Raw genomic sequence first — 23,395 nt, 5'->3', positions numbered from 1 at the left:
GCGGCAGCTCCGCTTGCAGGGGGTGGGCAGTGTGTCGTCATGGACGAGCGTAGGCCCGGTTCGAGTCGATGCCTCGGGCCGATGGACCGTGGCACTCAGGTCCTTCAACTCCGTCACCGGGCTTCGTGAACGGTATCACAAACTATTTGATGAGGTCTTTACCAAGAAAGTGTGCTTGCTGTCACACATGTGGGCGAACCTGCGCATGTGAGCAAGGCAACTCAATGTCTTGTCTGGTATTGCCCCTCGATGTCCGAATCGTCAATGCGTCGAATCAGCCGTGCCTCTGTCCGAAAAACGCGAACGGGGGCCGATTGCGGTCGCCCCGTTGACGCCGGATACTCCCACGGCGATCCGGGCCCTTTCCTGGAGCTCGTGCCCCTCCTGCCCCATCTGCGTATCCAGCGGCCGCTGTTGGGCCTCGTCCGGAGCCGATGGTTCCGCCTCGGGCATCTCGCCCTTGCCGCGGCGCCGGCGGTAGCGGGGCGGTACGAACCGTTCCGCCCAGTACGGCGCCTGCGGGGTGAACCGGGGCATCAGGAGCAGGACCAGGCCCAGCGCGCTCAGCCCCATGATGACCAGCACGATCCACAGGGACGTCGAGTGCACGGAGTATCCGACCGCGCCGAAGGCGATCAGGGCCGACCAGAAGTACATGATCAGCACGGCCCTGCTGTGCGAATGGCCGATCTCCAGCAGCCGGTGGTGCAGATGGCCGCGGTCCGCCGCGAACGGCGACTGGCCGTTCCACGTACGCCGCACGATCGCCAGCACCAGATCGGCGGCCGGGATCGCGATGATGGTCAGCGGCAGCAGCAGCGGGATGAAGACCGGCAGCATCGCCTGGGTGGCCTCGCGCTCACTGCCCACGAAGAGCTTCATCGTGTCCGGGTCGACCTGCCCCGTGACGGAGATCGCGCCGGCCGCCAGCACGAGGCCGATCAGCATCGACCCGGAGTCGCCCATGAAGATCCGGGCCGGATGCATGTTGTGCGGCAGGAAGCCCAGGCACATGCCCATCAGGATCGCCGTGAAGAGCGTCGCGGGAGCAGCGGCCTCGATCATGTGCCCGTACCAGAGCCGATACGTGTACAGGAAGAACGCCGCGGCGGCGATGCAGACCACGCCCGCCGCGAGACCGTCCAGACCGTCGACGAAGTTGACCGCGTTGATCGTGATGACGACCACGGCGACCGTGAGCAGCGTGCCCTGCCACTGGGTGAGCGCGACGGTGCCGACGCCGGGAATCGGCAGCCACAGGATCGTCAGGCCCTGGATGACCATGACCGCGGCGGCGATCATCTGCCCGCCGAGCTTGATCAGTGCGTCGATCTCGAACTTGTCGTCCAGCACACCGATCAGCCAGATCAGCGCGGCCCCGGAGAGCAGCGCCCGCGGCTCGTTGGAGAGACGAAAGACCCAGTCGAGGTTGTGCAGATGGGACGCGACGATCAGCCCGGCGCACAGTCCGCCGAACATGGCGATGCCACCGAGCCGCGGTGTCGGTTCTCGGTGGACGTCACGCGCACGGATCGCGGGCATCGCCCCGACCGCGATGGCGAACTTGCGCACCGGGCCGGTCAGCAGATAGGTCACCGCGGCCGTGACACAGAGCGTCAGCAGGTAATCACGCACGGGCTGCCCCACAGATTTCGCCGGCCATCTCAGCCCACACTTTAACGAGGTGGGGCTCATGGTTGAGGACACGGAGGACGGGCCGATGGTTGCATGGACCACGTCTACCCCGGATAGGGCGGATATTTCCGGGCCAGCTCACGGACCTCCGCCCCGATGTCGCCCTCCTCACGCACCGCCGCTCCGAAAAGCGCCGCCAGCCGCGCCATGTCGGTGTTGTCCATGCCCTGGGTGGTGACGGCCGCGGTGCCCAGCCTGACCCCCCGGGCGTCCCCGTACGGAAGCGCGCAGGTGTCCAGCACCAGGCCCGCCGCTGCCAGCCGGGCACGGGCGACCGGGCCGTCGACGCCGAGCGGGGCCGGGTCCGCGACGATCAGGTGGGTGTCCGTGCCGCCCGTGGTGATCTCGAAGCCCTCGGCCGCCAGACCGGCGGCCAGCACCCGGGCATGGGCGACCACGCGATGGGCGTAGTCCGTGAACGCGGGAGTGGCCGCCTCCCCGAACGCGACGGCCTTCGCGGCGACCGTGTGCATCTGCGCGCCGCCCTGTGTGAAGGGGAAGACCGCCCGGTCGATCCGCTCGGACAGCTCCGCACCACAAAGGATCATCCCGCCGCGCGGACCGCGCAGCACCTTGTGCGTGGTCGCGCAGACCACATCGGCGTACGGCACCGGGCTCGGCGCCGCTCCCCCGGCGATCAGTCCCATCGGATGCGCGGCATCGGCGATGAGATACGCGCCCACCTCGTCCGCGATGTCCCGGAAGAGTTCGTAGTCGGGATGGCGGGGGTACGAGATCGAGCCGCTGACGATCGCCTTGGGGCGGTGCGCGCGGGCCAGGGTGCGCACCTGCTCGTAGTCGATCAGGCCGCTCTCGGAGTCGACCCCGTATCCGATGAACTCGAACCAGCGGCCGGAGAAGTTGGCGGGCGAGCCGTGGGTGAGATGTCCGCCGTACGGGAGTCCCATCGCGAGCACCGTGTCGCCGGGGCGCAGCAGGGCCGCGTACGCGGCGAGGACGGCGGAGGAGCCGGAGTGCGCCTGGACGTTGGCGTGTTCGGCGCCGAAGAGCGCGGTGGCCCGTCGGCAGGCGATGCGTTCGGCGGCGTCGGCCTGCTCGCAGCCGCCGTGGTAGCGGGCGTCGGGGTAGCCCTCGGCGTACTTGTTGGCGAGCGGTGAGCCGAGGGCGGCGAGGACCGCGGGGGAGGTGAAGTTCTCCGCGGCGATCAGCTGCAGGGTGGTCGACTGCCGGTGCAGCTCGCCCAGGAGCACGGCGGCGATCTCCGGGTCCTCCCGGGCCAGGGCGCCGAAGTCCTGCGGCAGGGTGGTCCCGGCGTCGGAGGAGGGTGCGGCAGGAGTGGTGACCGGCATCTGACGGCTCCGGGCCTGGAGAGGGGTGCGCTTGGGTCAGCTCCAATGTAGGCCCGTGACGGGCCCCCTGCCTGCTGTGCGGCGACGCCGTCCACCCGCCCGGCCCAGGGTGCCGGGCCCGTGTGTACGGCCGTCAGAGTGGCGCAGGCACGCCCGTCAGTGCGGGGTGGGTACGCCGGTCAGGGCCGTGACGACCGGGTCGAGGGCCTGGTTGATCTCGTCGCCGATGGACCGGAAGAACGTGATCGGGGCGCCGTACGGGTCGTAGACCTCGTCCGCCTCGGCGGTGGGGGCCAGCAGCCAGCCGCGCAGCGCGGCCGCGGCGCGGACCAGTGCGCGGGCGCGTTCGACGACGCCCTCGTCCCGCGGGTCGGGCAGCGTGGCGGGATCTATGGCCCGGACCAGCCGGGTGAATTCCTTGAGGGTGAAGGTCCGCAGACCGGCCGAGTGACCCATCGAGATGACCTGGGCCCGGTGGTCGCGGGTGGCGGTCAGCACCAGGTCGGCGCGGATCACGTGCTCGTCGAGGAGCTCCCGGCCGACGAAGCCGGTGGTGTCGGCGCCGAAGTCGGCGAGGACGATCTCGGCGTTGGCCTCCATGGGGGCGCCTTCGTGGCCCCAGGTGCCCGCACTCTCCACGATCAGTCCGCCCTGCCGCGGATCGCCGAGGCGGTCCACCAGGGCGTGCCGGGTCAGCCGCTCGGTGATCGGTGAGCGGCAGACGTTGCCGGTGCTGACGTGGAGGATGCGGAAAGTGTCGGCCCGCCCCGTTATGCCACGCCCCTCAGGGGCGGTCAATTGGCCACCTCGAGGTCGGGTACCACCTTGCGCAGTTCCTCGACGGAGAGCGCGCCCGCGCGCAGCAGCACGGGGACCTTGGCGGTCACGTCGACGATCGACGACGGCACGATGCCGGGTGTCGGGCCGCCGTCGAGGTAGACGGAGACGGAGTCGCCGAGCATCTCCTGGGCGGCGTCGCAGTCCTCGGGAGCCGGGTGTCCGGTGAGGTTGGCGCTGGAGACGGCCATCGGGCCGACCTCGGTGAGCAGTTCGATGGCGACCGGGTGCAGCGGCATCCGGATGGCGACGGTGCCGCGGGTGTCCCCGAGGTCCCACTGGAGCGACGGCTGGTGCTTGGCGACGAGCGTGAGGGCGCCGGGCCAGAAGGCGTCGACGAGTTCCCAGGCCTGCTCGGAGAAGTCGGTGACCAGTCCGTGCAGGGTGTTCGGGGAGCCGATCAGGACGGGGGTCGGCATGTTGCGGCCGCGGCCCTTGGCGTCCAGCAGGTCGGCGACGCCCTCGGAACTGAAGGCGTCCGCACCGATCCCGTACACGGTGTCGGTGGGCAGCACGACCAGTTCGCCGCGGCGGACGGCCGACGCGGCCTCACGCAGACCCGTCGTACGGTCGGTCGCGTCGTTGCAGTCGTATCGCCGTGCCATCAGCCGGCCTCCTCAAGCGTGTACGGGTAGGGCGGGTACGGGTCGTGCGGGTGGTGGCCGCCGGTCACGGCGTGGCCTTGCGGGCCGTGGCGAACCGCGGCCTGTTGTTCAGGTCGGGGTGGTCGGCCGCGTCGGCCCAGCCGCGTTCCTCGGTGAAGATCCACGGCACCTGGCCGCCCTGGGTGTCGGCGTGCTCGATGACGACGAGGCCGCCGGGGCGCAGCAGACGGTGTGCGGTGCGTTCGATGCCGCGGATGGTGTCGAGGCCGTCCTCGCCGGAGAAGAGGGCCATCTCCGGGTCGTGGTCGCGGGCCTCGGGCGCCACGTACTCCCATTCGGTGAGCGGGATGTACGGCGGGTTGGAGATGACCAGGTCGACCTGGCCGTCGAGCTCGGGGAGGGCGGTGAGCGCGTCTCCCTGGTGGACGGTGACCCTGGACCCCTCGGCGTTCTTCCTGGTCCACTTGAGGGCGTCGTCGGACAGCTCCACGGCGTGCACGCGTGAGCGCGGCACCTCCTGGGCCATGGCCAGGGCGATGGCACCCGATCCGCTGCAGAGGTCGACGACGACCGGTTCGACGACGTCCATCGCGCGCACCGCGTCTATCGCCCAGCCGACGACCGATTCGGTCTCCGGGCGGGGGACGAAGACGCCGGGGCCGACCTGGAGTTCCAGGTAGCGGAAGAAGGCGCGTCCGGTGATGTGCTGGAGCGGTTCGCGGGCCTCGCGGCGGGCGATGGCCTCCCAGTAGCGGGCGTCGAAGTCCGCGTCCGGCACATGGTGCAGCTCGCCCCGCTTGACGCCGTGCACGAACGCGGCGAGTTCCTCCGCGTCGAATCGCGGCGAGGGCACACCGGCGTCGGCCAGCCGCTGAGTGGCCTGGGCCACCTCGGCGAGCAGCAGGTTCATCGCGGTTCTCCGTACGGGTTACGGGCGGGGCGGGCTTTGCTTATGCGGCGGCGAGCTTGGCGGCGGAGTCGGCGTCGACACAGGCCTGGATCACGGAGTCCAGGTCGCCGTCGAGCACCTGGTCCAAGTTGTACGCCTTGAAGCCGACGCGGTGGTCCGAGATCCGGTTTTCCGGGAAGTTGTACGTACGGATCTTCTCGGATCGGTCGACCGTACGCACCTGGCTGCGTCGTACGTCCGAGGCTTCCTGCTCCGCGGCTTCCTGGGCGGCCGCGAGCAGGCGCGACCGCAGGATGCGCATGGCCTGCTCCTTGTTCTGGAGCTGGCTCTTCTCGTTCTGGCAGGAGGCGACGACTCCGGTCGGCAGGTGGGTGATGCGAACCGCAGAGTCCGTGGTGTTGACGGACTGGCCGCCGGGGCCCGAGGAGCGGTAGACGTCGATACGGAGATCGTTGGCGTGGATCTCGACATCGACCTCCTCGGCCTCGGGCGTGACGAGCACGCCGGCGGCGGAGGTGTGGATGCGGCCCTGGGACTCGGTGGAAGGCACCCGCTGCACGCGGTGGACCCCGCCCTCGTACTTCAGCCGGGCCCATACGCCCTGGCCGGGCTCGGTGGCACCGTTGCCGCCCTTGGTCTTCACTGCGACCTGGACGTCCTTGTAGCCGCCGAGTTCGGACTCGGTGGAGTCGATGATCTCGGTCTTCCAGCCGATGCGCTCGGCGTAGCGCAGATACATGCGCAGCAGATCGCCGGCGAAGAGGGCGGACTCGTCGCCGCCCGCGCCCGCCTTGATCTCCAGGAGCACGTCCTTGTCGTCGCTGGGGTCGCGGGGGACCAGGAGGAGGCGGAGCTTCTCGGTGAGCTCTTCGCGCTGCTTCTCCAGGTCCTTGACCTCGGCGGCGAAGTCGGGGTCGTCGGCGGCCAGCTCGCGGGCCGTCTCGATGTCGTCCCCGGCCTGCTTCCAGGAGCGGTACGTGGCGACGATCGGGGTCAGCTCGGCGTAGCGCTTGTTGAGCTTGCGCGCGTTGGCCTGATCGGCGTGGACCGACGGGTCCGCGAGCTTCTTCTCAAGATCGGCCTGTTCACCGATCAGTTCCTCGACCGCCTCGAACATCTTCGGGCTCCTGGTTCCTTCACTCAAACGTGCCTGCTGGACGGCGTGATGCTGTCCGGGCGGCGTGGGGCACGGCCCCGTACCCCGGGCCGGAAAAAACGCCGGCCTCGACGCCCCCGGGAAGAGGGCGCCGAGAACCGGCGCAGTGGCTCGCTACTTGCTGGCGGAGCCGGCAGCCTTGCCGAAGCGGGCCTCGAAGCGGGCCACGCGGCCACCGGTGTCGAGGATCTTCTGCTTGCCCGTGTAGAACGGGTGGCACTCGGAGCAGACGTCGGCGCGGATGCTGCCGCCGTCGATGGTGCTCCGGGTCGTGAACGACGCGCCACAGGTGCAGCTGACCTGCGTCTCGACGTACTCGGGGTGGATGTCGCGCTTCAAGGGTTTCTCCTAGATTCGGGAGGGCACCGGGTCGTACGCGCGGATTGCGCGTCCGTGAACCGGGGCCGACGTACCAGTCTGCCAGGACCGGCCGTATCTCCCAAAACCGGGGGCGGGCCGCACCTATTCCCGGCCGGCGCTCCCGACCCGCATTCCGGTCCGTGTTCCCGGCCTGTCCGGCCGCCGGTCACCGGACGATGCGGCCCGCGGTGCCCTTGTCGCCCGCCGACTTCTCGGTGGCGGAGGCGGGGATCGCCTTGTCCTGCTTGAGCGCCGTCCAGACCTGCTGGGCGGACTTCTCCAGCGGTACGACGCGGTTCGGGTCGGCCGGGTCGTACTGGACGGGCATGGTGACCATGTGGACGTTCTTCGAGCCGAGCCCCTTGAGGCTGTTCGCGAAGCCGGTGAGCTGCTGGACCGAACCCAGGTCGGAGTCGGTGGTGATGGCCTTGGTCGCCGTGTCCGCGAGGTCGAAGAGCGTCTTCGGGTTCGAGTACACGCCGACGCTCTGGGCCTGTTCCATCAGCGCCTTGATGAACGCCTGCTGGAGCTGGATGCGGCCGAGGTCACTGCCGTCGCCGACGCTCTTGCGGGTGCGGACGAGGCCCAGCGACTGCTCGCCGTCGAGGGTGTGGGTGCCGGGTTCGAGATTCAGATGGCTCTTGGGGTCGTGGATCGCCTCGGTGGTGGTGATCTTCACGCCGCCCAGCTGGTCGATGAGCTTCTTGAAACCGGTGAAGTCGACTTCGAGGTAGTGGTCCATGCGGATGCCGGACATCGACTCGACGGTCTTGACCGCACAGGCCGGCCCGCCGACCTCGTACGCCGTGTTGAACATGGCGCGCTGCTGGCCCGCGACGGTCTTGCCGGTGGTGTCGCTGGTGCAGTCGGGCCGGGTGATGAGGGTGTCGCGCGGGATGGAGACGACGGAGGCCGTCTTGTGGCCCTTGTTGAGGTGGACGACCATCGCGGTGTCGGAGCGGGCCGTGCCTTCGTCGGCACCGTACGCGGAGTTCGCGCCGGAGCGGGAGTCCGAGCCGAGCACGAGGATGTCCTCGGAGCCGTTGTCGACGTTGTCGGGGCGGTTCTTGCCGAGCGCCGCGTTGATGTCGACGGCCTTGAGATTGCCGTTGAGCTTGAAGTAGGCGTATCCGAGCCCGCCACCGCCGACGACCACGGCGGCGGCCAGGGTCCAGGCACCGATCACCGTCGCCCTGCGGCGACGGGAAGGCTTCTTCCGGCGTTTGCCGGTGGGGCGTATTCGGCCGCCGCTCCCGCTCTGCTCGGTCATCCGTCTCCTTCGGTCGTCAGCTGTTCCCGGACAGGCCCTCCCGTGCAGCGGCGTTCGGGCACTGGTTCCTCGGCATTTTCACTGGCTTTGGCGACTTGTCGGTACTTCGTACGACGCCGTGGCCCGAAGAAGGGTTGCACAGCGACCTGTCACGTCCTGGTGAGAGCGACATGGGGACAAAGGGGATGTACGCCATGGATTGAACGACCAGCGATCCCGCGCTCACCTGCGGTTTCTTGCCCGCTGCAGCCATTGTGGCGGCACCCGTCGCGGCGGCCGGCATGTGGCGAAGGTCTCGAATCGGCCGAAAGTGCCGAATCGGCTGCGTCACACCCGCGCGGCCCGACAAGCACAGGGCCGCCCCCGTCACCGAAGTGGCGGGGGCGGCCCTGTGTGGAAACAGCCGATCCGGTACGGCGGTCAGTCGTTGCCGTTGCCCGGAGCCGGTGTCGTCTTCTGGATCTGGAGCAGGAACTCCGCGTTGGACTGGGTCTTCTTCATCCGGTCCAGGAGAAGCTCGATCGCCTGCTGCTGGTCGAGCGCGTGCAGCACCCGGCGCAGCTTCCAGACAATGGCCAACTCGTCACTGCCGAGCAGGATTTCTTCCTTACGGGTGCTGGACGCGTCGACGTCCACCGCCGGGAAGATGCGCTTGTCCGAGAGCTTCCGGTCGAGCTTGAGCTCCATGTTGCCGGTGCCCTTGAACTCCTCGAAGATCACCTCGTCCATGCGCGAGCCGGTCTCGACGAGCGCCGTGGCCAGGATGGTCAGCGAACCGCCGTCCTCGATGTTGCGCGCGGCACCGAAGAAGCGCTTCGGCGGGTACAGCGCGGTCGAGTCGACACCACCGGACAGGATGCGGCCGGAGGCGGGGGCCGCGAGGTTGTACGCACGGCCGAGGCGGGTGATGGAGTCCAGCAGGACGACCACGTCGTGACCCAGCTCGACGAGACGCTTGGCGCGCTCGATGGCCAGCTCGGCGACGGTGGTGTGGTCCTCGGCGGGACGGTCGAAGGTCGAGGAGATGACCTCGCCCTTCACCGACCGCTGCATGTCGGTGACCTCTTCCGGACGCTCGTCGACCAGGACGACCATCAGGTGGCACTCGGGGCTGTTGACCGTGATCGCGTTGGCGATCGCCTGCAGGATCATGGTCTTGCCGGTCTTCGGCGGGGCCACGATCAGGCCTCGCTGGCCCTTGCCGATCGGGGCGACCAGGTCGATGATCCGCGTCGTCAGGACGTTGGAGTCGGTCTCCAGACGGAGCCGGTCCTGCGGGTAGAGCGGGGTCAGCTTCTGGAACTCCGGGCGGCCGCGGCCGGTTTCGGGCGCCATGCCGTTGACGGAGTCGAGGCGGACCAGCGCGTTGAACTTCTCGCGGCGCTCGCCGTCCTTGGGCTGGCGCACCGCACCCGTGACATGGTCACCCTTGCGCAGGCCGTTCTTGCGGACCTGGGCGAGCGAGACGTACACGTCGTTCGGGCCCGGCAGGTAGCCGGAGGTCCGGATGAACGCGTAGTTGTCGAGGATGTCCAGGATGCCCGCGACGGGGATCAGGACGTCGTCGTCGGAGACGGGAACCTCGCTGGCGAAGTCCTCCCGGCCACGGCGGCCACGGCGGTCGCGGTAGCGGCCCCGGCGACCGCGACGGCCGCCCGCCTCGTCGTCGTAGCCGTCGTCCTGCGGGCCCTGCTGGCCCTGGCGCTGCTGGCGCTGGCCGCCCTGCTGGCCCTGGCCGCCGCCCTGCTCGTCGCCCTTGCCGCGGCGGTCGCGCTGCCGGTCGCGGCGCTCCCCGCGCTCGCCACGCTCCTGGCGGTCGCCCCGGTCGCCGCGGTCACCGCGCTGACCGCGGTCCTGGCGGTCGCCCCGACGGCCCTCGGCCGTGTCGGCGGCGGCCTCGGCCTTGGCGTCGGTGCGGTCGTCACCCTTCGGTTCGGCCTGCGTCTCCGGCTTGGCCTCGGCGGCCGGCTTGCTCTCCGCCTTGGTCTCCGGGCTGCCCGCCTGAGCGGTGGCCCGGCGCCGACGGCGCTCGCCCGTGGGCTGGTCGTCGCTGGCCGGCTGGCCGGGAATGTCGATCTGCTGCTGGGCCGCGGCCTTCTCGGCGGGCGCGGCGGCAGCGGACGCGTCCCCGGTCCGCGCCTTGGAGGTGGCGCGGCGCTTCGGCTTGGTCTCGGCATCCGAGGCGGGCGCGGCGGCCTTGGGCGCGGCGGAGTTACCTGCCTGCGCCTCCTTGATGACCTCGATCAGCTGGCCCTTGCGCATCCGCGCAGTGCCCTTGATGCCGAGGCCGGACGCGACCTGCTGCAGCTCGGCCAGGACCATGCCGTCAAGGCCGGTGCCGGAGCGGCGGCGCCGTGTGGTGGTGCCAGTGGCAGCACCTTCGGCGGGCGCGGCGCTGTCGACGGTCTTGTCGGCAGTCACGCCCATCAGATCGGTGGTGTCGCTCACGAAGGGTCCTTCCCTGGAGCGGACGTCGGCCTTCTGGCTCGGCGACCGGTTGTGCTGTCCGACTGCGGTCTTTTTCTTGCGGACCGAGCCGGGGCGGTGGTCCGCCGCGGGTACGGCGGAGAGATGAAAGTGTGCATGGGTCCGGCGCGAGCATCCCCCTGCTCGGCCCACTCCTGGACCAGCGAGGGGTGTCGTGCCGGTTCCGGAGCGTGCACGAAACTGCTCAGGCAGGCTGCTCAGGCAGTTGGGAGGCTCCCGGAAGAAATGGTGGTCCCGGAAAGGGACACGAAGCAACGCGCCACGTAGACGTCGATCGCTGACTTGAGGTTAACACTACCGGCTCCAACAAACATTCCCCCTCTCATTCACCGGCAACCGCTTCTCGGCTACGGGGCGAGCGGCAGCACACTCGCGCCCGGGGCGTCGAGAGCGAGCCGATTGGCCGCCCATCCCTCGCCCGCCAGCCGTGCGACCTTGTCGGCCGCACCGTCCTCGGCCAGTGCGAGCACGGTCGGCCCGGCACCGGAGATGACTGCGGGTACGCCGTCGGCGCGCAGTCGGTTCACGAGTTCCACGCTCTGCGGCATCGCCGGGGCGCGGTACTCCTGGTGCAGCCGGTCCTCGGTGGCGGTGAGCAGCAGTTCGGGGCGGCTGGTCAGGGCCTCGACCAGGAGTGCGGCGCGGCCGGCATTGAAGGCCGCGTCGACATGCGGGACCGTGCGCGGCAGCAGTCCGCGGGCGGTCTCGGTCAGGACCGGCTTACTGGGGACAAAGACCACCGGAACGATGGAATCTGCGGGATCCATCCTGATCGCGCGGGCGGATCCGCCGTCCATCCAGGCAAGGGTGAAACCGCCGAGCAGGCAGGCCGCGACGTTGTCGGGGTGACCCTCGATCTCGGTGGCGAGCTCCAGCAGCGCGGCGTCGTCGAGCCGGGCGTCACCGCCGGTCGTCACGGCGCGGGCGGCGACGATGCCGGCGCAGATGGCGGCGGACGACGAGCCGAGGCCGCGCCCGTGCGGGATGCGGTTGGCGCAGACGATCTCCAGGCCGCGGGGCTGTCCACCGAGCAGGTCGAAGGCGGTACGCAGGGAACGTACGAGCAGGTGGCTCTCGTCGCGGGGCAGCGTGTCCGCACCCTCACCCGCGATGTCGATGTGCAGTCCGGCGTCGGCTACGCGGACGACGACGTCGTCGTACAGCCCCAACGAGAGGCCGAAGGCGTCGAAACCCGGGCCCAGGTTGGCGCTGGTCGCAGGGACGCGCACCCGGACGGCGGCGGCTCGGAAGGCGGGACCGGCCATCGGTTGGACGACTCTCCTTGTAAGGCGGCGGGGGTGGTGAAGCGTTTTCTCGACGGTGGCGGGACGTCGTGACGGCGGGGAGTGGAATTCCGGGGAAACCGACGGCCACAACGACCCATGCGCCGCAGCAGATGCGGCGGGGTGGATTGGGTACAGCTTATCGAAGGAAGGTTCTGTCGCGACATAGGGCGCACAGGAGGCGCACGATGCGTGTCGCCCGCCTCCTATGCGCTCTCCGCCCCGAAAAGGGACGGTTGAGCTGGGTTCTTGCCGACAGATGACCGGGCTTCCGGCGGCAGTGGGCCGCGGCGTCGGGGCGTGGCGTCGGAGTCGTACGGGCAAGCAGTGCCGCCGCCCGCGTCCCCCGTCCCACACCCCTGCCCGAGGTCGGGGTCCCGGTGGTTACGCGAGGCCCAGCTTCTGTGCGGCGGTGGCCGCGTCGACCGGGACCGTGACCGGCTGCGGGGCGCCCGCGACGGCCCAGTCGGGGTCCTTGAGGCCGTTGCCGGTGACCGTGCAGACGATCTTCTGACCCGGGTCGACCTTGCCCTCTTCCGCGGCCTTCAGCAGACCGGCGACGGACGCGGCCGACGCGGGCTCCACGAAGACGCCCTCCTGCGAGGCCAACAGCCGGTAGGCGGACAGGATCTGGCGGTCCGTCACCTCATCGATGAAACCGCCCGATTCGTCCCGCGCGTCCAACGCGTACTGCCAGGAGGCCGGGTTGCCGATCCGGATCGCGGTGGCGACGGTCGACGGGTCCTTGACGATCTCGCCGCGGACGATGGGTGCGGAGCCGGAGGCCTGGAAGCCCCACATGCGCGGGGTGTGCGTGGACATGCTGTCCGCCGCGTACTCCTTGTAACCCTTCCAGTACGCGGTGATGTTGCCCGCGTTGCCGACCGGGAGGACATGGATGTCGGGGGCGTCGCCGAGCGCGTCGACGATCTCGAACGCCGCGGTCTTCTGGCCCTCGATACGGACCGGGTTGACCGAATTGACCAGCGCCACCGGGTAGTTGTCCGACAGCGAACGGGCCAGTGTCAGGCAGTCGTCGAAATTGCCGTCGACCTGGAGGATCCTGGCGCCGTGCACGAGCGCCTGGCCCATCTTGCCGAGCGCGATCTTGCCCTGCGGCACGAGGACGGCGCAGACCATGCCGGCCCGTACCGCGTACGCGGCGGCGGAGGCGGAGGTGTTGCCGGTGGAGGCGCAGATGACGGCCCGTGCGCCTTCCTCCTTGGCCCGGGTGATGGCCATCGTCATGCCGCGGTCCTTGAAGGACCCGGTGGGGTTGGCGCCCTCGACCTTGAGGTGCACCTCGCAGCCCGTGCGCTCGGAGAGGACCTGAGCGGGGACGAGCGGCGTACCGCCCTCACGGAGCGTGACGACGGGCGTCGCGCTCGTGACCGGAAGGCGGTCCCGGTACTCCTCGATGATGCCGCGCCACTGGTGGGTGCCCTTGCTGGTCATGGGTCCTTACTCCCCTTCAACACGCATGATGCTGGCGACACCGCGAACGGTGTCGAGCTTGCGCAGCGCCTCGACGGTCGCCGAGAGGGCGGCGTCGGGCGCGCGGTGGGTGACGACGACGAGAGAGGCCTCGCCGCCCTCCCGTCGCCCGCCGCCACCCTCGGCGGAGGCGACCGCGTCGCCGCTGCTTACATTTCTACCCTGCTGACGGACGGTATCGATCGATACGCCCTGTTCGGCGAAGACCGTCGCGACCTGAGCGAGTACGCCAGGCTTGTCGGCCACGTCGAGGCTGATGTGGTACCGCGTGACGACCTCGCCCATGGGGCTGACCGGCAGGCGCGTGTACGCGGACTCGCCGGGGCCGGTGGCCTCGTTGAGTTTGTTGCGGCAGACCGCGACCAGGTCGCCGAGGACCGCGGAGGCGGTCGGCGAGCCGCCGGCGCCGGGACCGTAGAACATCAGCTGTCCGGCCGCCTCGGCCTCGACGAAGACCGCGTTGTACGCCTCGCGCACGGAGGCCAGCGGGTGACTCAGCGGGATCATGGCGGGGTGCACCCGCGCGGTGACGGACTGCCCGTCGGCGGCGCGCTCGCAGATGGCGAGGAGCTTGACGGTGCAGCCCATACGGCGGGCGGAGACGATGTCGGCGGCGGTGACCTCGGTGATGCCCTCGCGGTGCACATCGCCGATCCTGACCCGGGTGTGGAAGGCGATGCCGGCGAGGATCGCGGCCTTGGCGGCGGCGTCGAAGCCCTCGACGTCGGCGGTCGGGTCGGCCTCCGCGTAGCCGAGGGCGGTGGCCTCGTCGAGCGCCTCGGAGTATCCGGCTCCGCTCGTGTCCATCCGGTCGAGGATGAAGTTGGTGGTGCCGTTCACGATGCCGAGGACCCGGTTGACCTTGTCACCGGCGAGGGACTCGCGCAGCGGCCGTACCAGCGGGATGGCACCGGCGACGGCGGCCTCGTAGTAGAGGTCCCGGCCGTACTGCTCGGCGGCGGCGTGCAGTGCGGCGCCGTCCTCGGCCAGCAGCGCCTTGTTGGCGGAGACGACGCTCGCGCCGTGCTCGAAGGCGGTGGTGATGAGGGTACGGGCGGGCTCGATGCCCCCGATGACCTCGATGGCGACGTCGATGTCGCCCCGTTTGACCAGCGCTGTCGCATCGGTGGTGACCAGCGCCGGATCGATGCCTTCCCGCACCTTGGAGGGCCGGCGCACGGCGACACCGGCGAGCTCGACCGGGGCGCCGATGCGCGCGGCGAGGTCGTCGGCGTGCGTCGTCATGATGCGCGCCACCTCTGAGCCGACCACTCCACAGCCCAGCAGCGCCACCTTCAGCGGACGCGTACGCATCATCCGACCTCGTTTCCTCTACCTCTTGATGTGTGGTCCAGTCTCACTCACCGGACGGGGGGTTCCTGCCACCCGTCCGGATCCTGAGACATCTATGGGGGTCCGGGGGCATACCCCGGGAAAAACGACATCATCCGACATCCAGACGCAGGAGATCTTCCTCCGTCTCGCGCCTGACGATCACGCGCGCCTCCCCGTCGCGCACGGCGACGACGGGCGGGCGCAGGGCGTGGTTGTAGTTGCTCGCCATGGAGCGGCAGTACGCACCGGTGGCGGGCACGGCGATCAGGTCGCCGGGCGCCAGGTCGGACGGCAGGAACGCGTCCTTGACCACGATGTCGCCGCTCTCGCAGTGCTTGCCGACGACCCGGACGAGCATCGGCTCCGCGTCGGAGGTCCGCGAGGCGAGCGCGACGCTGTACTCGGCGTCGTACAGCGCCGTGCGGATGTTGTCCGACATCCCGCCGTCGACGCTGACGTACGTACGCAGCCCCTCCAGGGGCTTGACGGTGCCGACCTCGTACAGCGTGAAGGCGGTGGGGCCGACGATGGCGCGCCCCGGCTCGACGGAGATCCGGGGGGTGGCGAGGCCGGCCGCCTCGCACTCGCGGGTGACGATGTCGCCGAGCGCCTTCGCGATCTCGTGCGGCTCGCGCGGGTCGTCCTCGGAGGTGTAGGCGATGCCGAGGCCGCCGCCGAGGTCGATCTCGGGCAGCTCGACGCCGTGCTCGTCGCGCACCTCGGCGAGCAGCTGCACCACGCGCCGGGCGGAGACCTCGAAGCCGGCCATGTCGAAGATCTGCGAGCCGATGTGCGAGTGGATGCCGATGAGCTCCAGCCCGTCCAGGGTGAGGGCCCGGCGCACCGCTTCCGCGGCTTGTCCGCCGGCCAGCGCGATCCCGAACTTCTGGTCCTCGTGGGCAGTGGCGATGAACTCGTGGGTGTGTGCCTCGACGCCGACGGTCACCCGGATCTGTACGCGCTGCCGCTTGCCGAGCCGCTGCGCGATGTGCGCGACCCGGGCGATCTCCTGGAAGGAGTCGAGCACGATCCGCCCGACGCCGGCGGTGACCGCCCGTTCGATCTCCTCGACGGTCTTGTTGTTGCCGTGGAAGGCGATGCGTTCGACGGGCATTCCGGCGTCCAGCGCGCAGGCCAGCTCGCCCCCGGAGCAGACGTCGAGGTTGAGCCCCTCCTCCTTGAGCCAGCGCACGACGGCGCGCGACAGGAACGCCTTTCCGGCGTAGAACACATCTGCGTCCCGCCCGAAGGCGTCGGCCCAGGCCCGGCAGCGGGCCCGGAAGTCGTTCTCGTCGAGGAAGTAGGCGGGGGTGCCGAACTCCTCGGCCAGCCGCGTCACTTCGATCCCGCCGACGGTGACCGCGCCGTCCTCGTCGCGGGTGACGGTACGGGCCCAGACCTTCGTGTCCAGGACATTGAGGTCGGCGGGCGGGGCGGTGTAGTGCCCTTCCGTCATGACATCGGCGTGACGGGGCCCGGCGGGGTGTGCGGATCGGCTCATCGTGTTGCTCTGCTCTCTCGGGTCTCTCAGAGGACTTCGGGTGCGCTGATGCCGAGCAGGGACAGGCCGCCTGCCAGCACCGTCCCGACGGCTTCGGCGAGGGCGAGCCGGGAACGGTGGGCGGCCGAGGGTTTCTCGTCACCGACGGGGAGCGGGCGGGCGCGGTCATGGAAGTCGAGGAAGGCCTGCGCGACCGCTTCCAGCTGCCGGGCGACCCGGTCGGGCTCGCGGTGGCGGGCGGCGGCGGCGAGCACCTCGGGATGGTCGGCGAGGAGCGTTGCGAGGGCGGCCGCGTCCACGCTCTCCTCGTACGCGGCACGGAACCCGAGCTGCTCGGCATTCCGGCTCAGGGCACGGGTCCGGGCGTACGCGTACCGCACCCGGAACAGCGGGTTGCTCTCCCCCTGTACGAGGAGCTCGTGGCTCCCCGTGCACCGGGCGCGGTCGTGCGGGGCGGCCCGCAGCAGCGCCCAGCGCGCGGCGTCGCTCCCGAGCCGCTCGAAGAGATAGCCATCGGCGGCGGGCACGGGCACCACGTGCAACGCTTCCCCGCCGGCCGTCCGCTCCCCGACCTCGGCCCCCTGGGCCCTCAGCAGCCGCTCGACCGTCTCGGTGACGACCCGGGCACGCAGCTCGCCGGCGGGTGCGAACGAGGCGGTCACGCCGAGGAGGCCGTCCCCGTGCCCGTACTCCGTACCGCGAGCGTCGACGGCCCTGACAAGGGCAGCCAGGCCGTCGTCACCGTCCAGGGTGAAGTTCAAGAACCCGGGCCCGGTGACCTCGACACCGCCGATCCCCGGCACGCCCTGCACCCGCTCCCGAAGAATCTCGGCCACTTCCCGGGCCGGCAGCGCGGCGGGCCCGGCCAGCTGGAGGGCGACGGCGCAGGCGTACTCCCCACGCCCGCCGGGCCGGGTCCGCTCCACCCGCACGCGCGCGGGCACCGGCGCGCGCAAGGCGTCCTCGTCGACCGCGCGGCGCACGGCGTGCAGCACGGTCCTGGAGAGATCGGCGGGGGTCACAGGACAAGCGTATGGGAGGACGGGGGCTGCCTCGCGACCCGGTTTCGCCATCCGGTCACCCGGCGGCGCGCTCCGCCCTCCCGGCGCCCTGTCTGCCGTCGAGCGCCGACGGGTCCTTCCGGGCCATCAACTGCCGTACGAGCCGCACCAGCTCACCCGGCTCGAACGGCTTCGCCAGGAACGCGTCGACCCCCGCGTCGACTCCGTTGTCCGCCTCGTAGGGCGTGCAGGCGCTGACGATCGCCACGGGCACATGTCTGGTCCGCGGATCGGAGCGCAATCTGGTGGCGGTCTGCACACCGTCCAGCCGGGGCATCACGACATCGAGCGTGATCACGTCGGGACCGATCCGATGCACGAGATCCAGACACTCGACACCATCGACCGCGGTCACGACCTCGAAGCCCTCAAGCTCAAGGTTGACCCTGATCAACTGCCGGATGACCTTGTTGTCGTCGACAACAAGCACACGGCCACATGCCCCTGACACGCTTCGAGCGTAGGCGGGACGTAGGGGCTGCGTCCGGGTTTTGCCCATTTCCGGCCCCCGACGAGTGGTGCGGGGAGGTGGCCGGATGTACGCAGGACCTTCCGCCCTCCCGCTCCCAGGGGGCCCGCGCAGCCACCCGCCGGCGGCACCGAAATACCTGTTCACGGACACCCGGCGGAAGCTGGTAGTGTTTCTCCCGTCGCCGAGCAACACAGCGATACGCCCTCGTAGCTCAGGGGATAGAGCATCGGCCTCCGGAGCCGTGTGCGCAGGTTCGAATCCTGCCGAGGGCACTTCGAGTGGAGTGCATAAAGACCCCGTCATCAGCGGAAACGCTGAGGCCGGGGTCTTCGCGTATGTGCAGCCGGATGCGGCCCGAAGCGGCTGCATGTCGGGGTCTGTGGACGAGGCGTGGACGGGATCTTGGGACATTGCCGCAGGTGAGCCACGCTCCACGGTTCCCAGGTCTGATGAGACAGTCACGCGCCAGGCAAGAACCTGACGTGTCAGAGGCGTGCGCTTGGATGAACGGGTGACCGTTCAAGACGTTGCTCGGCAGCTGCCTGAGATAGCCGTCCTCCGTGAGCACTGCCGTTCCCTGGCCGTGCTGGAGGCCATCCTGAGCCCTGAGTGGGCGAACCGCCACCACTCCTTCAACGACCACTGGTCCGAGGGAGAGTCGATGGCCTCGATGCAGAACGGAGCGGGCGACGAGTACTCAATCGTCTTCTCGGCCGCCGGCGCCTACGTCCGTGGATTCGATCACGAATCACCTATGAGCCCCTACGCAGAGGACGGGCCATGGCCCGGAGTGCTCGACGAGGTTCCCGACGTTTTCCGGCCGTGCGTTGAGGAGCCCGCATTCTCCGATGACGGGATGCCTTGCATCACTGCGTGTACGTGGCGAGAGACGGGAGACAGCGGCTGGAGAACAGGGACGATCGACTTCCCCGACGAGGAAACGGAAGACCCCGACGGCGCCGGGTACCTCTTCCAACTGTTGGTGGACCGCTCGCCGGAAGCGTTTCAGCAGTGGGCCGAGGACTACTACGAGGTCCCTGTCAACGTGGAGGCCGTTCGTCACGTCTTGTCTTCGCGTCCTCTGACTGAAGAAGTGGTCCGCGCGTTGAACTCAGAGATCGTCCTGGCAGACCTCGCAGAGGACATTGCGGAGATCGGCTATCCGATGAGCTGAGATATAGAGCAACGACGAGGCCCCTGGACGCTCGAGCGCGGCGATCGCGCTGTCCTTGGTGTTGGTGGCGAACGCCGTCAGGCGCATGCCGTCAGTGTCGGTGAAGCGCAACTGGGCTCCGGGGTGCGGGCGTTCCTTGCGGACGATCAGCCGCATGCCCTGCGGCCAGCCGTCCAGGACATCTCCGGCGAGTTCGGCGACCCAGGCACCGTCACGGATCTGGCCGCCGGGCTCGACGGCCGGTGTCCATGCCGAGTCGGGAACCCTCAGTACGGCCTGGTGGATCTGCTCGGATGGTCATACCGACCGAGTACGACAGCCACCGTCCGCGCGCGGTGAGCCAGTCGAGGAACGTGTCGGTACCGCCTGCGGAGTCGGTGCGGATCAGGGTGCGCCGGCCACCGGAACTTCCTCGGCAGCTGGGCCAGCGCCAGGCGGGTGGTCTGGATGTGGTCGGCGGCGGTGTTGCTGCCCGCCCTGCCCGGCCGCAGCAGTCCCGCGACGGGCTCTCCCGTGCCGCCCCGTCCGTGGTCGACGAAGGCCATGAGCGGGTGGTGGCCGTAGGTCTTCTTCCAGGTCCGTGTGGCGTCCCGCTTGTCGGAGTGGGCTAGCACTAGCACGCCGTCGATGTCCACGGTCACCTGCCCGTCTGCGTGCGGAGCATCGGGCCCGACCAACTGCCATGTACGGTCGCGGACTTCGGCCCGTGCCACGCGGATGGCGGCCGGTGCCCGAGAGCCCGCCGCGCCGAGCGTGTCGACCAGACGGGAGACGGTCGGGTCAGAGGCCACCCGCCCGAAGAGGGCCGGTTCGGCCCGCAACATGGCGACATCGGCCAGGCAGTCCCCGCCCAGTGCGACCGCGAGCGCGAGGTCGAGAAGGATTTTGCCTGGGTCGTGCACCGCCCGCGGCTTACGCCACGGCGCGAGCGCTGCCGACAACGCGGCATCCAGGCCGCTCTTGCGGACCGTCTCTACCAGCAGGACCACCCCGGCTAGCGAGACCACCGCACGGCCATTGCCCTCAACTCGGACAGGCGAGTACGCCCCGCTACACTTCTTCACCCGGGGAGTGCTTCTTTCTTGGCGACGAACAGGACCTTCAACAAGCCCTATCGTCCCAGCTCAGAGGCACTCCTCGCTTATTTGATCATCCTTCGGACGGCCGCCTTCGTGGAAGCCCGAGGCTAAGTGGTCGACGCTTGAAGTCCTTCGGGGGTTGATCATGCTGCGAGTGCAGCGGGGGATTCTTGTTGTCGGTCAGCGGGTGTGTGCCGGTCGAGCCGGGCCAGCAGATCGTCCAGGTCGGAGGTGGTGAACTTCCACTGGAACGGCTGTGCTGTGGCGTTGTAGCGGTCTTCGAAGGCTCGGAGTCGGTCCCCGACCTGGGCAAGGTCGGTGAAGTCGTTGGGTGAGACGACCTTGCGTTGGACGACGGAGAAGTAGATCTCCACCTGGTTCAACCACGACGCGTGAACTGGAGTGTGGACCGTGATCGCGTTTGGGAAAGCGCTGGTCAGCCGGTCGGCGGCCTTCCGCCCGCGGTGGGAGGAGCCGTTGTCCACGACCCAGAACACCCGTTTGCCGCTTGTGTAGGGCTCCTGGCTCATGACCTGGGCGACCAGGTTCATGAACGGGTCGATGCCGGTCCTGGGCTCGGTGCGGCCGAACACCCGGGCATGGTGGACGTCGTAGGCGGCGAGGTAGGCCAGGGCACCTCCGCGGCCGTAGGTGTGGTTCACCCGCATGGCCCGAGCCTGCCCGGGGGCCAGGGTGGGGTGGCAGCGGCAGCGGGCCTGGATGGAGGTCTTCTCATCCGCGCTGATGACGTACTCGTCCGGTCCGAGTGGCCGGCCTTGCCAGGTGCGGGCGTACAGGTCCAGCACGCGGGTCGCCCTGGGTGCGAAGGCAGGGTCGGTGATGAAGATCCAGGAGCAGTGCTGCCAGGGCTTGAGTGCGTCCTGGGCCAGCCAGCGGCGCACGGTGGAGGCCTACACGGCTGGGGCGATGCCCCGCTGCACGGCCTCGCGGGCCAGCTCCGGGCACGACCAGCGTGAGAGCGGGACGCCGGTCTCGGCGGGCAGTTGGCAGGCCAGCGCCTTGACCTGGGCGGCCTGCAGCGCGGTGAACGAGGGCGGCCGACCGGGGCGTCGACGGTCGGCCAGCCCGGACAGACCCTCTTCGGCGAACCGGCCTCGCCAGGTCCGTACGGTGTCCAGATGCAGACCCGTCTCGCGGGCGATGCGCGCGTTGGAGCGGCCCAGCGCCGCGCGGAGCACGACGTGCGCGCGCATCCGGCTCTGGTGGGGAGTCTTGTGGCCGTAGGCCATCTTCTTCAGCCGGTGCCTCTGCGAGGCGGTCAGCGATATCGGGCAGGCAGCAGCAACGGGCAAGGCAGGCAGGCCGATCAGCAGAAGTGGATCTTACCGGCTGGAGCCTGCCGCGCCACTGATGCCGCAGACCAGGCAGGATGACCCCATGCCCACCGTGCCGGAGTCGACCAAGACCTCCCTCGCCCAGAAGCTGACCGCGCGAGCCCGTACCACCTGGCCCAAGGTCGCCGGCCTGGACGTCCGATATCGAGGCCAGTTCAGCTACGTCGACGGCGAACTCACCGACGGCGAGCCCATCAAACTCATGCGTCTGCGCTACGGCGGCTCCGCCAGCACCTGGGGCTTCGCTCTCTACCTCGCCAGCACCGACAAGTACGAAGACACCATCCTGCCCACCGGCAGCTTCGCCGGCACCCCGGAAGAAGCCTTGGACTGTGCCTGCGGCCTCTACCTCACCACCCCTGACGTCTGAAGACGCAAGGTTTCCTATGCAGGCTGGATGATCCGCCGGGCTCGTATGTCGTCTCGTCAGCGAAGCTCCTTCACCATCACCCGTTCCCTGGTCGCACCATCGGCCAACAGGTCTCCGAGCTCTTCAGTGACGATGAAGCCGTTGCGCTGATACAGCGCGATGGCCGGCTCGTTACCCGGGATCACCGCGAGTTTCAGCGTCGTAGCACCCGACCGGAGGGCCCACCTTTCGACTGCCGCTATCAACCGGTCTCCGATGCCGCAACCCCGCGTCTGGGGGCTGACCCACACCGACCTCAGCTCGCATGCACCGTCGTCCCCAGGAAGGCCGCTGGCCACCGCGACCGTTCGACCACCCAGCAACGCAATGATGTTGTAGGCGTCGGGCATCTCCAAGCGCTCACGCCACCGCTCCTCCCCGCCGCTGTGCCAGTCCGCAAGCCGAGCTTTGAACGCCTGCGGCGCCTCGCCCAGCGCAGCAAGGCGAACCTCCCGCCACAACGGCCAGTCGCCTTTCGTGAGAACACGCAGGTGCACCATGCCGAGGAGTCTGCCGCGAGGCCCGCGGAGAAGTCCATGACATCAACCTCGACGCCACTCGGCCTTCGGAAAGACTCAGTGGCGATCCGGCAAGTCCTGACACCAGGCACCACACCGGCTCCGGAGTCAACCCCCGAAGGACTTCGAGCGCAGACCACTAACTTGATCTTTAACCTGTGCGGCGTGGACGTGGGGTCGTTGACTTCTTCTTTGTGCGTCGCGTTGCGGGGCCCGGTTTCCCGACGGTGTGCACGTCGTAGCGTGTGGTGGGTTCGTTGTTTCTGCGGCCGGGTGGCCGTCCTGGGCCGGGTCGTGAGGATTTCGGTGCTCCGGCAGGGCAGGCGGCCTTCGGGCGGAGGTGCCGAAAAGCGCGACGGACTCGTGCGGGGGTCAGTTTGTCCGGCGGGCTCGGCTTCTCCCACGGTCGGTGCAGATCGGCTGCCAGTGGGCGGGCGAGCCGGAGCTGGGTGAAGACCACGAGGGTCAGCCAGGTCCAGCGGTCTGCGGCTTCAGGGCTGCGGATCTTCGGGCAGGTCCAGCCCAGGGTCTGCTTGAAGAGACGGAAGGTGTGCTCGATGTCGAAGCGCCGCAGGAACGCCTGCCAGAGCAGGTCGACTTCGCCGGCGGTGGCGTCGGTGCCTGACCACCACAGCCAGACCGGCTTGGGTGTCGCGCCGCTGGGCAGGTGCTCGACCTGCAAACGGATCACGGTTCCCTCGATGACCGGCAGGACGCCGAGCTGAGCGGTCCAGGCCGAACGGTGAGTCAGCCTCGGGTGGAGCCGGTCCCAGGCTCGTGCGGTGGCAGTGCCGTAGAGACGGGTCTCGGTCACCGTCCGCGCATCGGGGGCGCCCCAGGTGGACTGGTCACCGAACACGAACTCACCGCCGTGACGGGGCGGGCGCCCCCGAACCCCGGACTCCCGCGCCGGAACTGCACGGCGCAGGACACGGTCCGAGCGCATCCGGCCCAGCACCTGCACCGGCAGATCCTTCAGCAGGAAGGCCAGACGGGGCACGTCATAGCCGGCGTCCACCACGATCAGGATCTCCGGGTCTTCGTCCTTCCACTGCCCGGCCGCGATCAGCCGCTCGACGAGCTC

21 protein-coding genes, 1 tRNA gene and 1 pseudogene are annotated in these 23,395 nt (G+C 69.5%); 3 read left to right on the top strand and 20 right to left on the bottom strand.

What is annotated here, in order from left to right; translation table 11 throughout:
* Positions 1-261: 261 nt before the first annotated feature.
* From ACZ7L9_RS17340 to ACZ7L9_RS17270, 15 genes are all read right to left on the bottom strand, one after another.
* Positions 262-1,647, bottom strand: a complete 1,386-nt coding sequence (locus ACZ7L9_RS17340) for an MraY family glycosyltransferase (protein ID WP_471416018.1) — start codon at positions 1,645-1,647, stop codon at positions 262-264.
* Positions 1,648-1,739: 92 nt separating this feature from the next.
* Positions 1,740-3,005: a serine hydroxymethyltransferase gene (locus tag ACZ7L9_RS17335; RefSeq protein WP_471416017.1), complete on the bottom strand. Its 1,266-nt coding sequence runs from the start codon at positions 3,003-3,005 to the stop codon at positions 1,740-1,742.
* 156 nt (positions 3,006-3,161) lie between these two features.
* Positions 3,162-3,803 carry an arsenate reductase/protein-tyrosine-phosphatase family protein gene (locus tag ACZ7L9_RS17330; protein ID WP_471416016.1) on the bottom strand — a complete coding sequence of 214 codons (642 nt, stop codon included), beginning with the start codon at positions 3,801-3,803 and terminating at the stop codon, positions 3,162-3,164.
* A complete protein-coding gene (locus ACZ7L9_RS17325) occupies positions 3,800-4,447 on the bottom strand; it encodes an L-threonylcarbamoyladenylate synthase (protein WP_471416015.1) in 648 nt (215 codons plus the stop codon). The genes ACZ7L9_RS17330 and ACZ7L9_RS17325 overlap by 4 nt, the downstream gene beginning before the upstream one ends.
* A 64-nt stretch (positions 4,448-4,511) precedes the next feature.
* Complete coding sequence (gene prmC, locus ACZ7L9_RS17320) at positions 4,512-5,357, bottom strand: peptide chain release factor N(5)-glutamine methyltransferase (protein WP_471416014.1); 846 nt, start codon at positions 5,355-5,357, stop codon at positions 4,512-4,514.
* Positions 5,358-5,397: 40 nt separating this feature from the next.
* Positions 5,398-6,474: a peptide chain release factor 1 gene (gene prfA / locus ACZ7L9_RS17315; RefSeq protein ID WP_471416013.1), complete on the bottom strand. Its 1,077-nt coding sequence runs from the start codon at positions 6,472-6,474 to the stop codon at positions 5,398-5,400.
* Between the two features lie 153 nt (positions 6,475-6,627).
* Complete coding sequence (gene rpmE, locus ACZ7L9_RS17310) at positions 6,628-6,852, bottom strand: 50S ribosomal protein L31 (protein WP_073214489.1); 225 nt, start codon at positions 6,850-6,852, stop codon at positions 6,628-6,630.
* Between the two features lie 187 nt (positions 6,853-7,039).
* A complete protein-coding gene (locus ACZ7L9_RS17305; RefSeq protein WP_471416012.1) occupies positions 7,040-8,143 on the bottom strand; it encodes an LCP family protein in 1,104 nt (367 codons plus the stop codon).
* A gap of 420 nt (positions 8,144-8,563) precedes the next feature.
* Positions 8,564-10,591 (bottom strand): transcription termination factor Rho, encoded by a 2,028-nt coding sequence (gene rho, locus ACZ7L9_RS17300; protein ID WP_471416011.1) that lies wholly within the window; start codon positions 10,589-10,591, stop codon positions 8,564-8,566.
* 386 nt (positions 10,592-10,977) lie between these two features.
* On the bottom strand, positions 10,978-11,895 hold the full coding sequence (gene thrB, locus ACZ7L9_RS17295) for a homoserine kinase (RefSeq protein ID WP_471416010.1): 918 nt from the start codon (positions 11,893-11,895) through the stop codon (positions 10,978-10,980).
* Positions 11,896-12,297: 402 nt separating this feature from the next.
* Positions 12,298-13,368, bottom strand: a complete 1,071-nt coding sequence (gene thrC, locus ACZ7L9_RS17290; protein WP_471416009.1) for a threonine synthase — start codon at positions 13,366-13,368, stop codon at positions 12,298-12,300.
* A 6-nt stretch (positions 13,369-13,374) separates the two neighbouring features.
* Positions 13,375-14,724 carry a homoserine dehydrogenase gene (locus ACZ7L9_RS17285; protein WP_471416008.1) on the bottom strand — a complete coding sequence of 450 codons (1,350 nt, stop codon included), beginning with the start codon at positions 14,722-14,724 and terminating at the stop codon, positions 13,375-13,377.
* A gap of 127 nt (positions 14,725-14,851) precedes the next feature.
* Positions 14,852-16,243: a diaminopimelate decarboxylase gene (gene lysA / locus ACZ7L9_RS17280; protein ID WP_471416007.1), complete on the bottom strand. Its 1,392-nt coding sequence runs from the start codon at positions 16,241-16,243 to the stop codon at positions 14,852-14,854.
* Between the two features lie 26 nt (positions 16,244-16,269).
* Complete coding sequence (gene nrtL / locus ACZ7L9_RS17275) at positions 16,270-17,265, bottom strand: ArgS-related anticodon-binding protein NrtL (protein WP_471416006.1); 996 nt, start codon at positions 17,263-17,265, stop codon at positions 16,270-16,272.
* 55 nt (positions 17,266-17,320) lie between these two features.
* Complete coding sequence (locus ACZ7L9_RS17270; RefSeq protein ID WP_471416005.1) at positions 17,321-17,803, bottom strand: response regulator; 483 nt, start codon at positions 17,801-17,803, stop codon at positions 17,321-17,323.
* A 173-nt stretch (positions 17,804-17,976) separates the two neighbouring features.
* On the opposite strand from ACZ7L9_RS17270, the gene ACZ7L9_RS17265 reads away from it, so the two are divergent.
* Positions 17,977-18,048, top strand: a tRNA-Arg gene (locus ACZ7L9_RS17265).
* 239 nt (positions 18,049-18,287) lie between these two features.
* Positions 18,288-18,950, top strand: coding sequence for a hypothetical protein (locus ACZ7L9_RS17260; protein WP_471416004.1), 663 nt, complete (start codon positions 18,288-18,290; stop codon positions 18,948-18,950).
* Here ACZ7L9_RS17260 and ACZ7L9_RS17255 read toward each other — a convergent pair.
* From ACZ7L9_RS17255 to ACZ7L9_RS17245, 3 genes and pseudogenes are all read right to left on the bottom strand, one after another.
* A pseudogene (locus ACZ7L9_RS17255) lies at positions 18,918-20,014 on the bottom strand (IS1380 family transposase); the annotation flags it as partial. The gene ACZ7L9_RS17260 and the pseudogene ACZ7L9_RS17255 sit on opposite strands and share 33 nt — an antisense overlap.
* A gap of 158 nt (positions 20,015-20,172) precedes the next feature.
* Positions 20,173-20,931, bottom strand: a complete 759-nt coding sequence (locus tag ACZ7L9_RS17250) for a transposase (RefSeq protein WP_471416003.1) — start codon at positions 20,929-20,931, stop codon at positions 20,173-20,175.
* Between the two features lie 9 nt (positions 20,932-20,940).
* The gene (locus ACZ7L9_RS17245) at positions 20,941-21,342 is read right to left on the bottom strand and encodes a helix-turn-helix domain-containing protein (RefSeq protein WP_471416002.1); all 402 of its coding nucleotides are present in this window, start codon (positions 21,340-21,342) and stop codon (positions 20,941-20,943) included.
* A gap of 85 nt (positions 21,343-21,427) precedes the next feature.
* Between ACZ7L9_RS17245 and ACZ7L9_RS17240 the strand changes: the two genes are divergently transcribed.
* A complete protein-coding gene (locus ACZ7L9_RS17240) occupies positions 21,428-21,754 on the top strand; it encodes a hypothetical protein (RefSeq protein WP_471416001.1) in 327 nt (108 codons plus the stop codon).
* 56 nt (positions 21,755-21,810) lie between these two features.
* Here ACZ7L9_RS17240 and ACZ7L9_RS17235 read toward each other — a convergent pair whose 3' ends face one another.
* Both ACZ7L9_RS17235 and ACZ7L9_RS17230 read right to left on the bottom strand, forming a co-directional pair.
* Complete coding sequence (locus ACZ7L9_RS17235) at positions 21,811-22,293, bottom strand: GNAT family N-acetyltransferase (protein WP_471416000.1); 483 nt, start codon at positions 22,291-22,293, stop codon at positions 21,811-21,813.
* 169 nt (positions 22,294-22,462) lie between these two features.
* The coding region (locus ACZ7L9_RS17230) for a transposase (protein ID WP_471415999.1) at positions 22,463-23,395 on the bottom strand (933 nt) is incomplete at its 5' end.

This window comes from Streptomyces sp. NPDC111516, assembly GCF_055635345.1.
The sequence above is the reverse complement of the archived record's forward strand: the minus strand, read 5'-3'. Positions and strand labels throughout refer to the sequence as shown.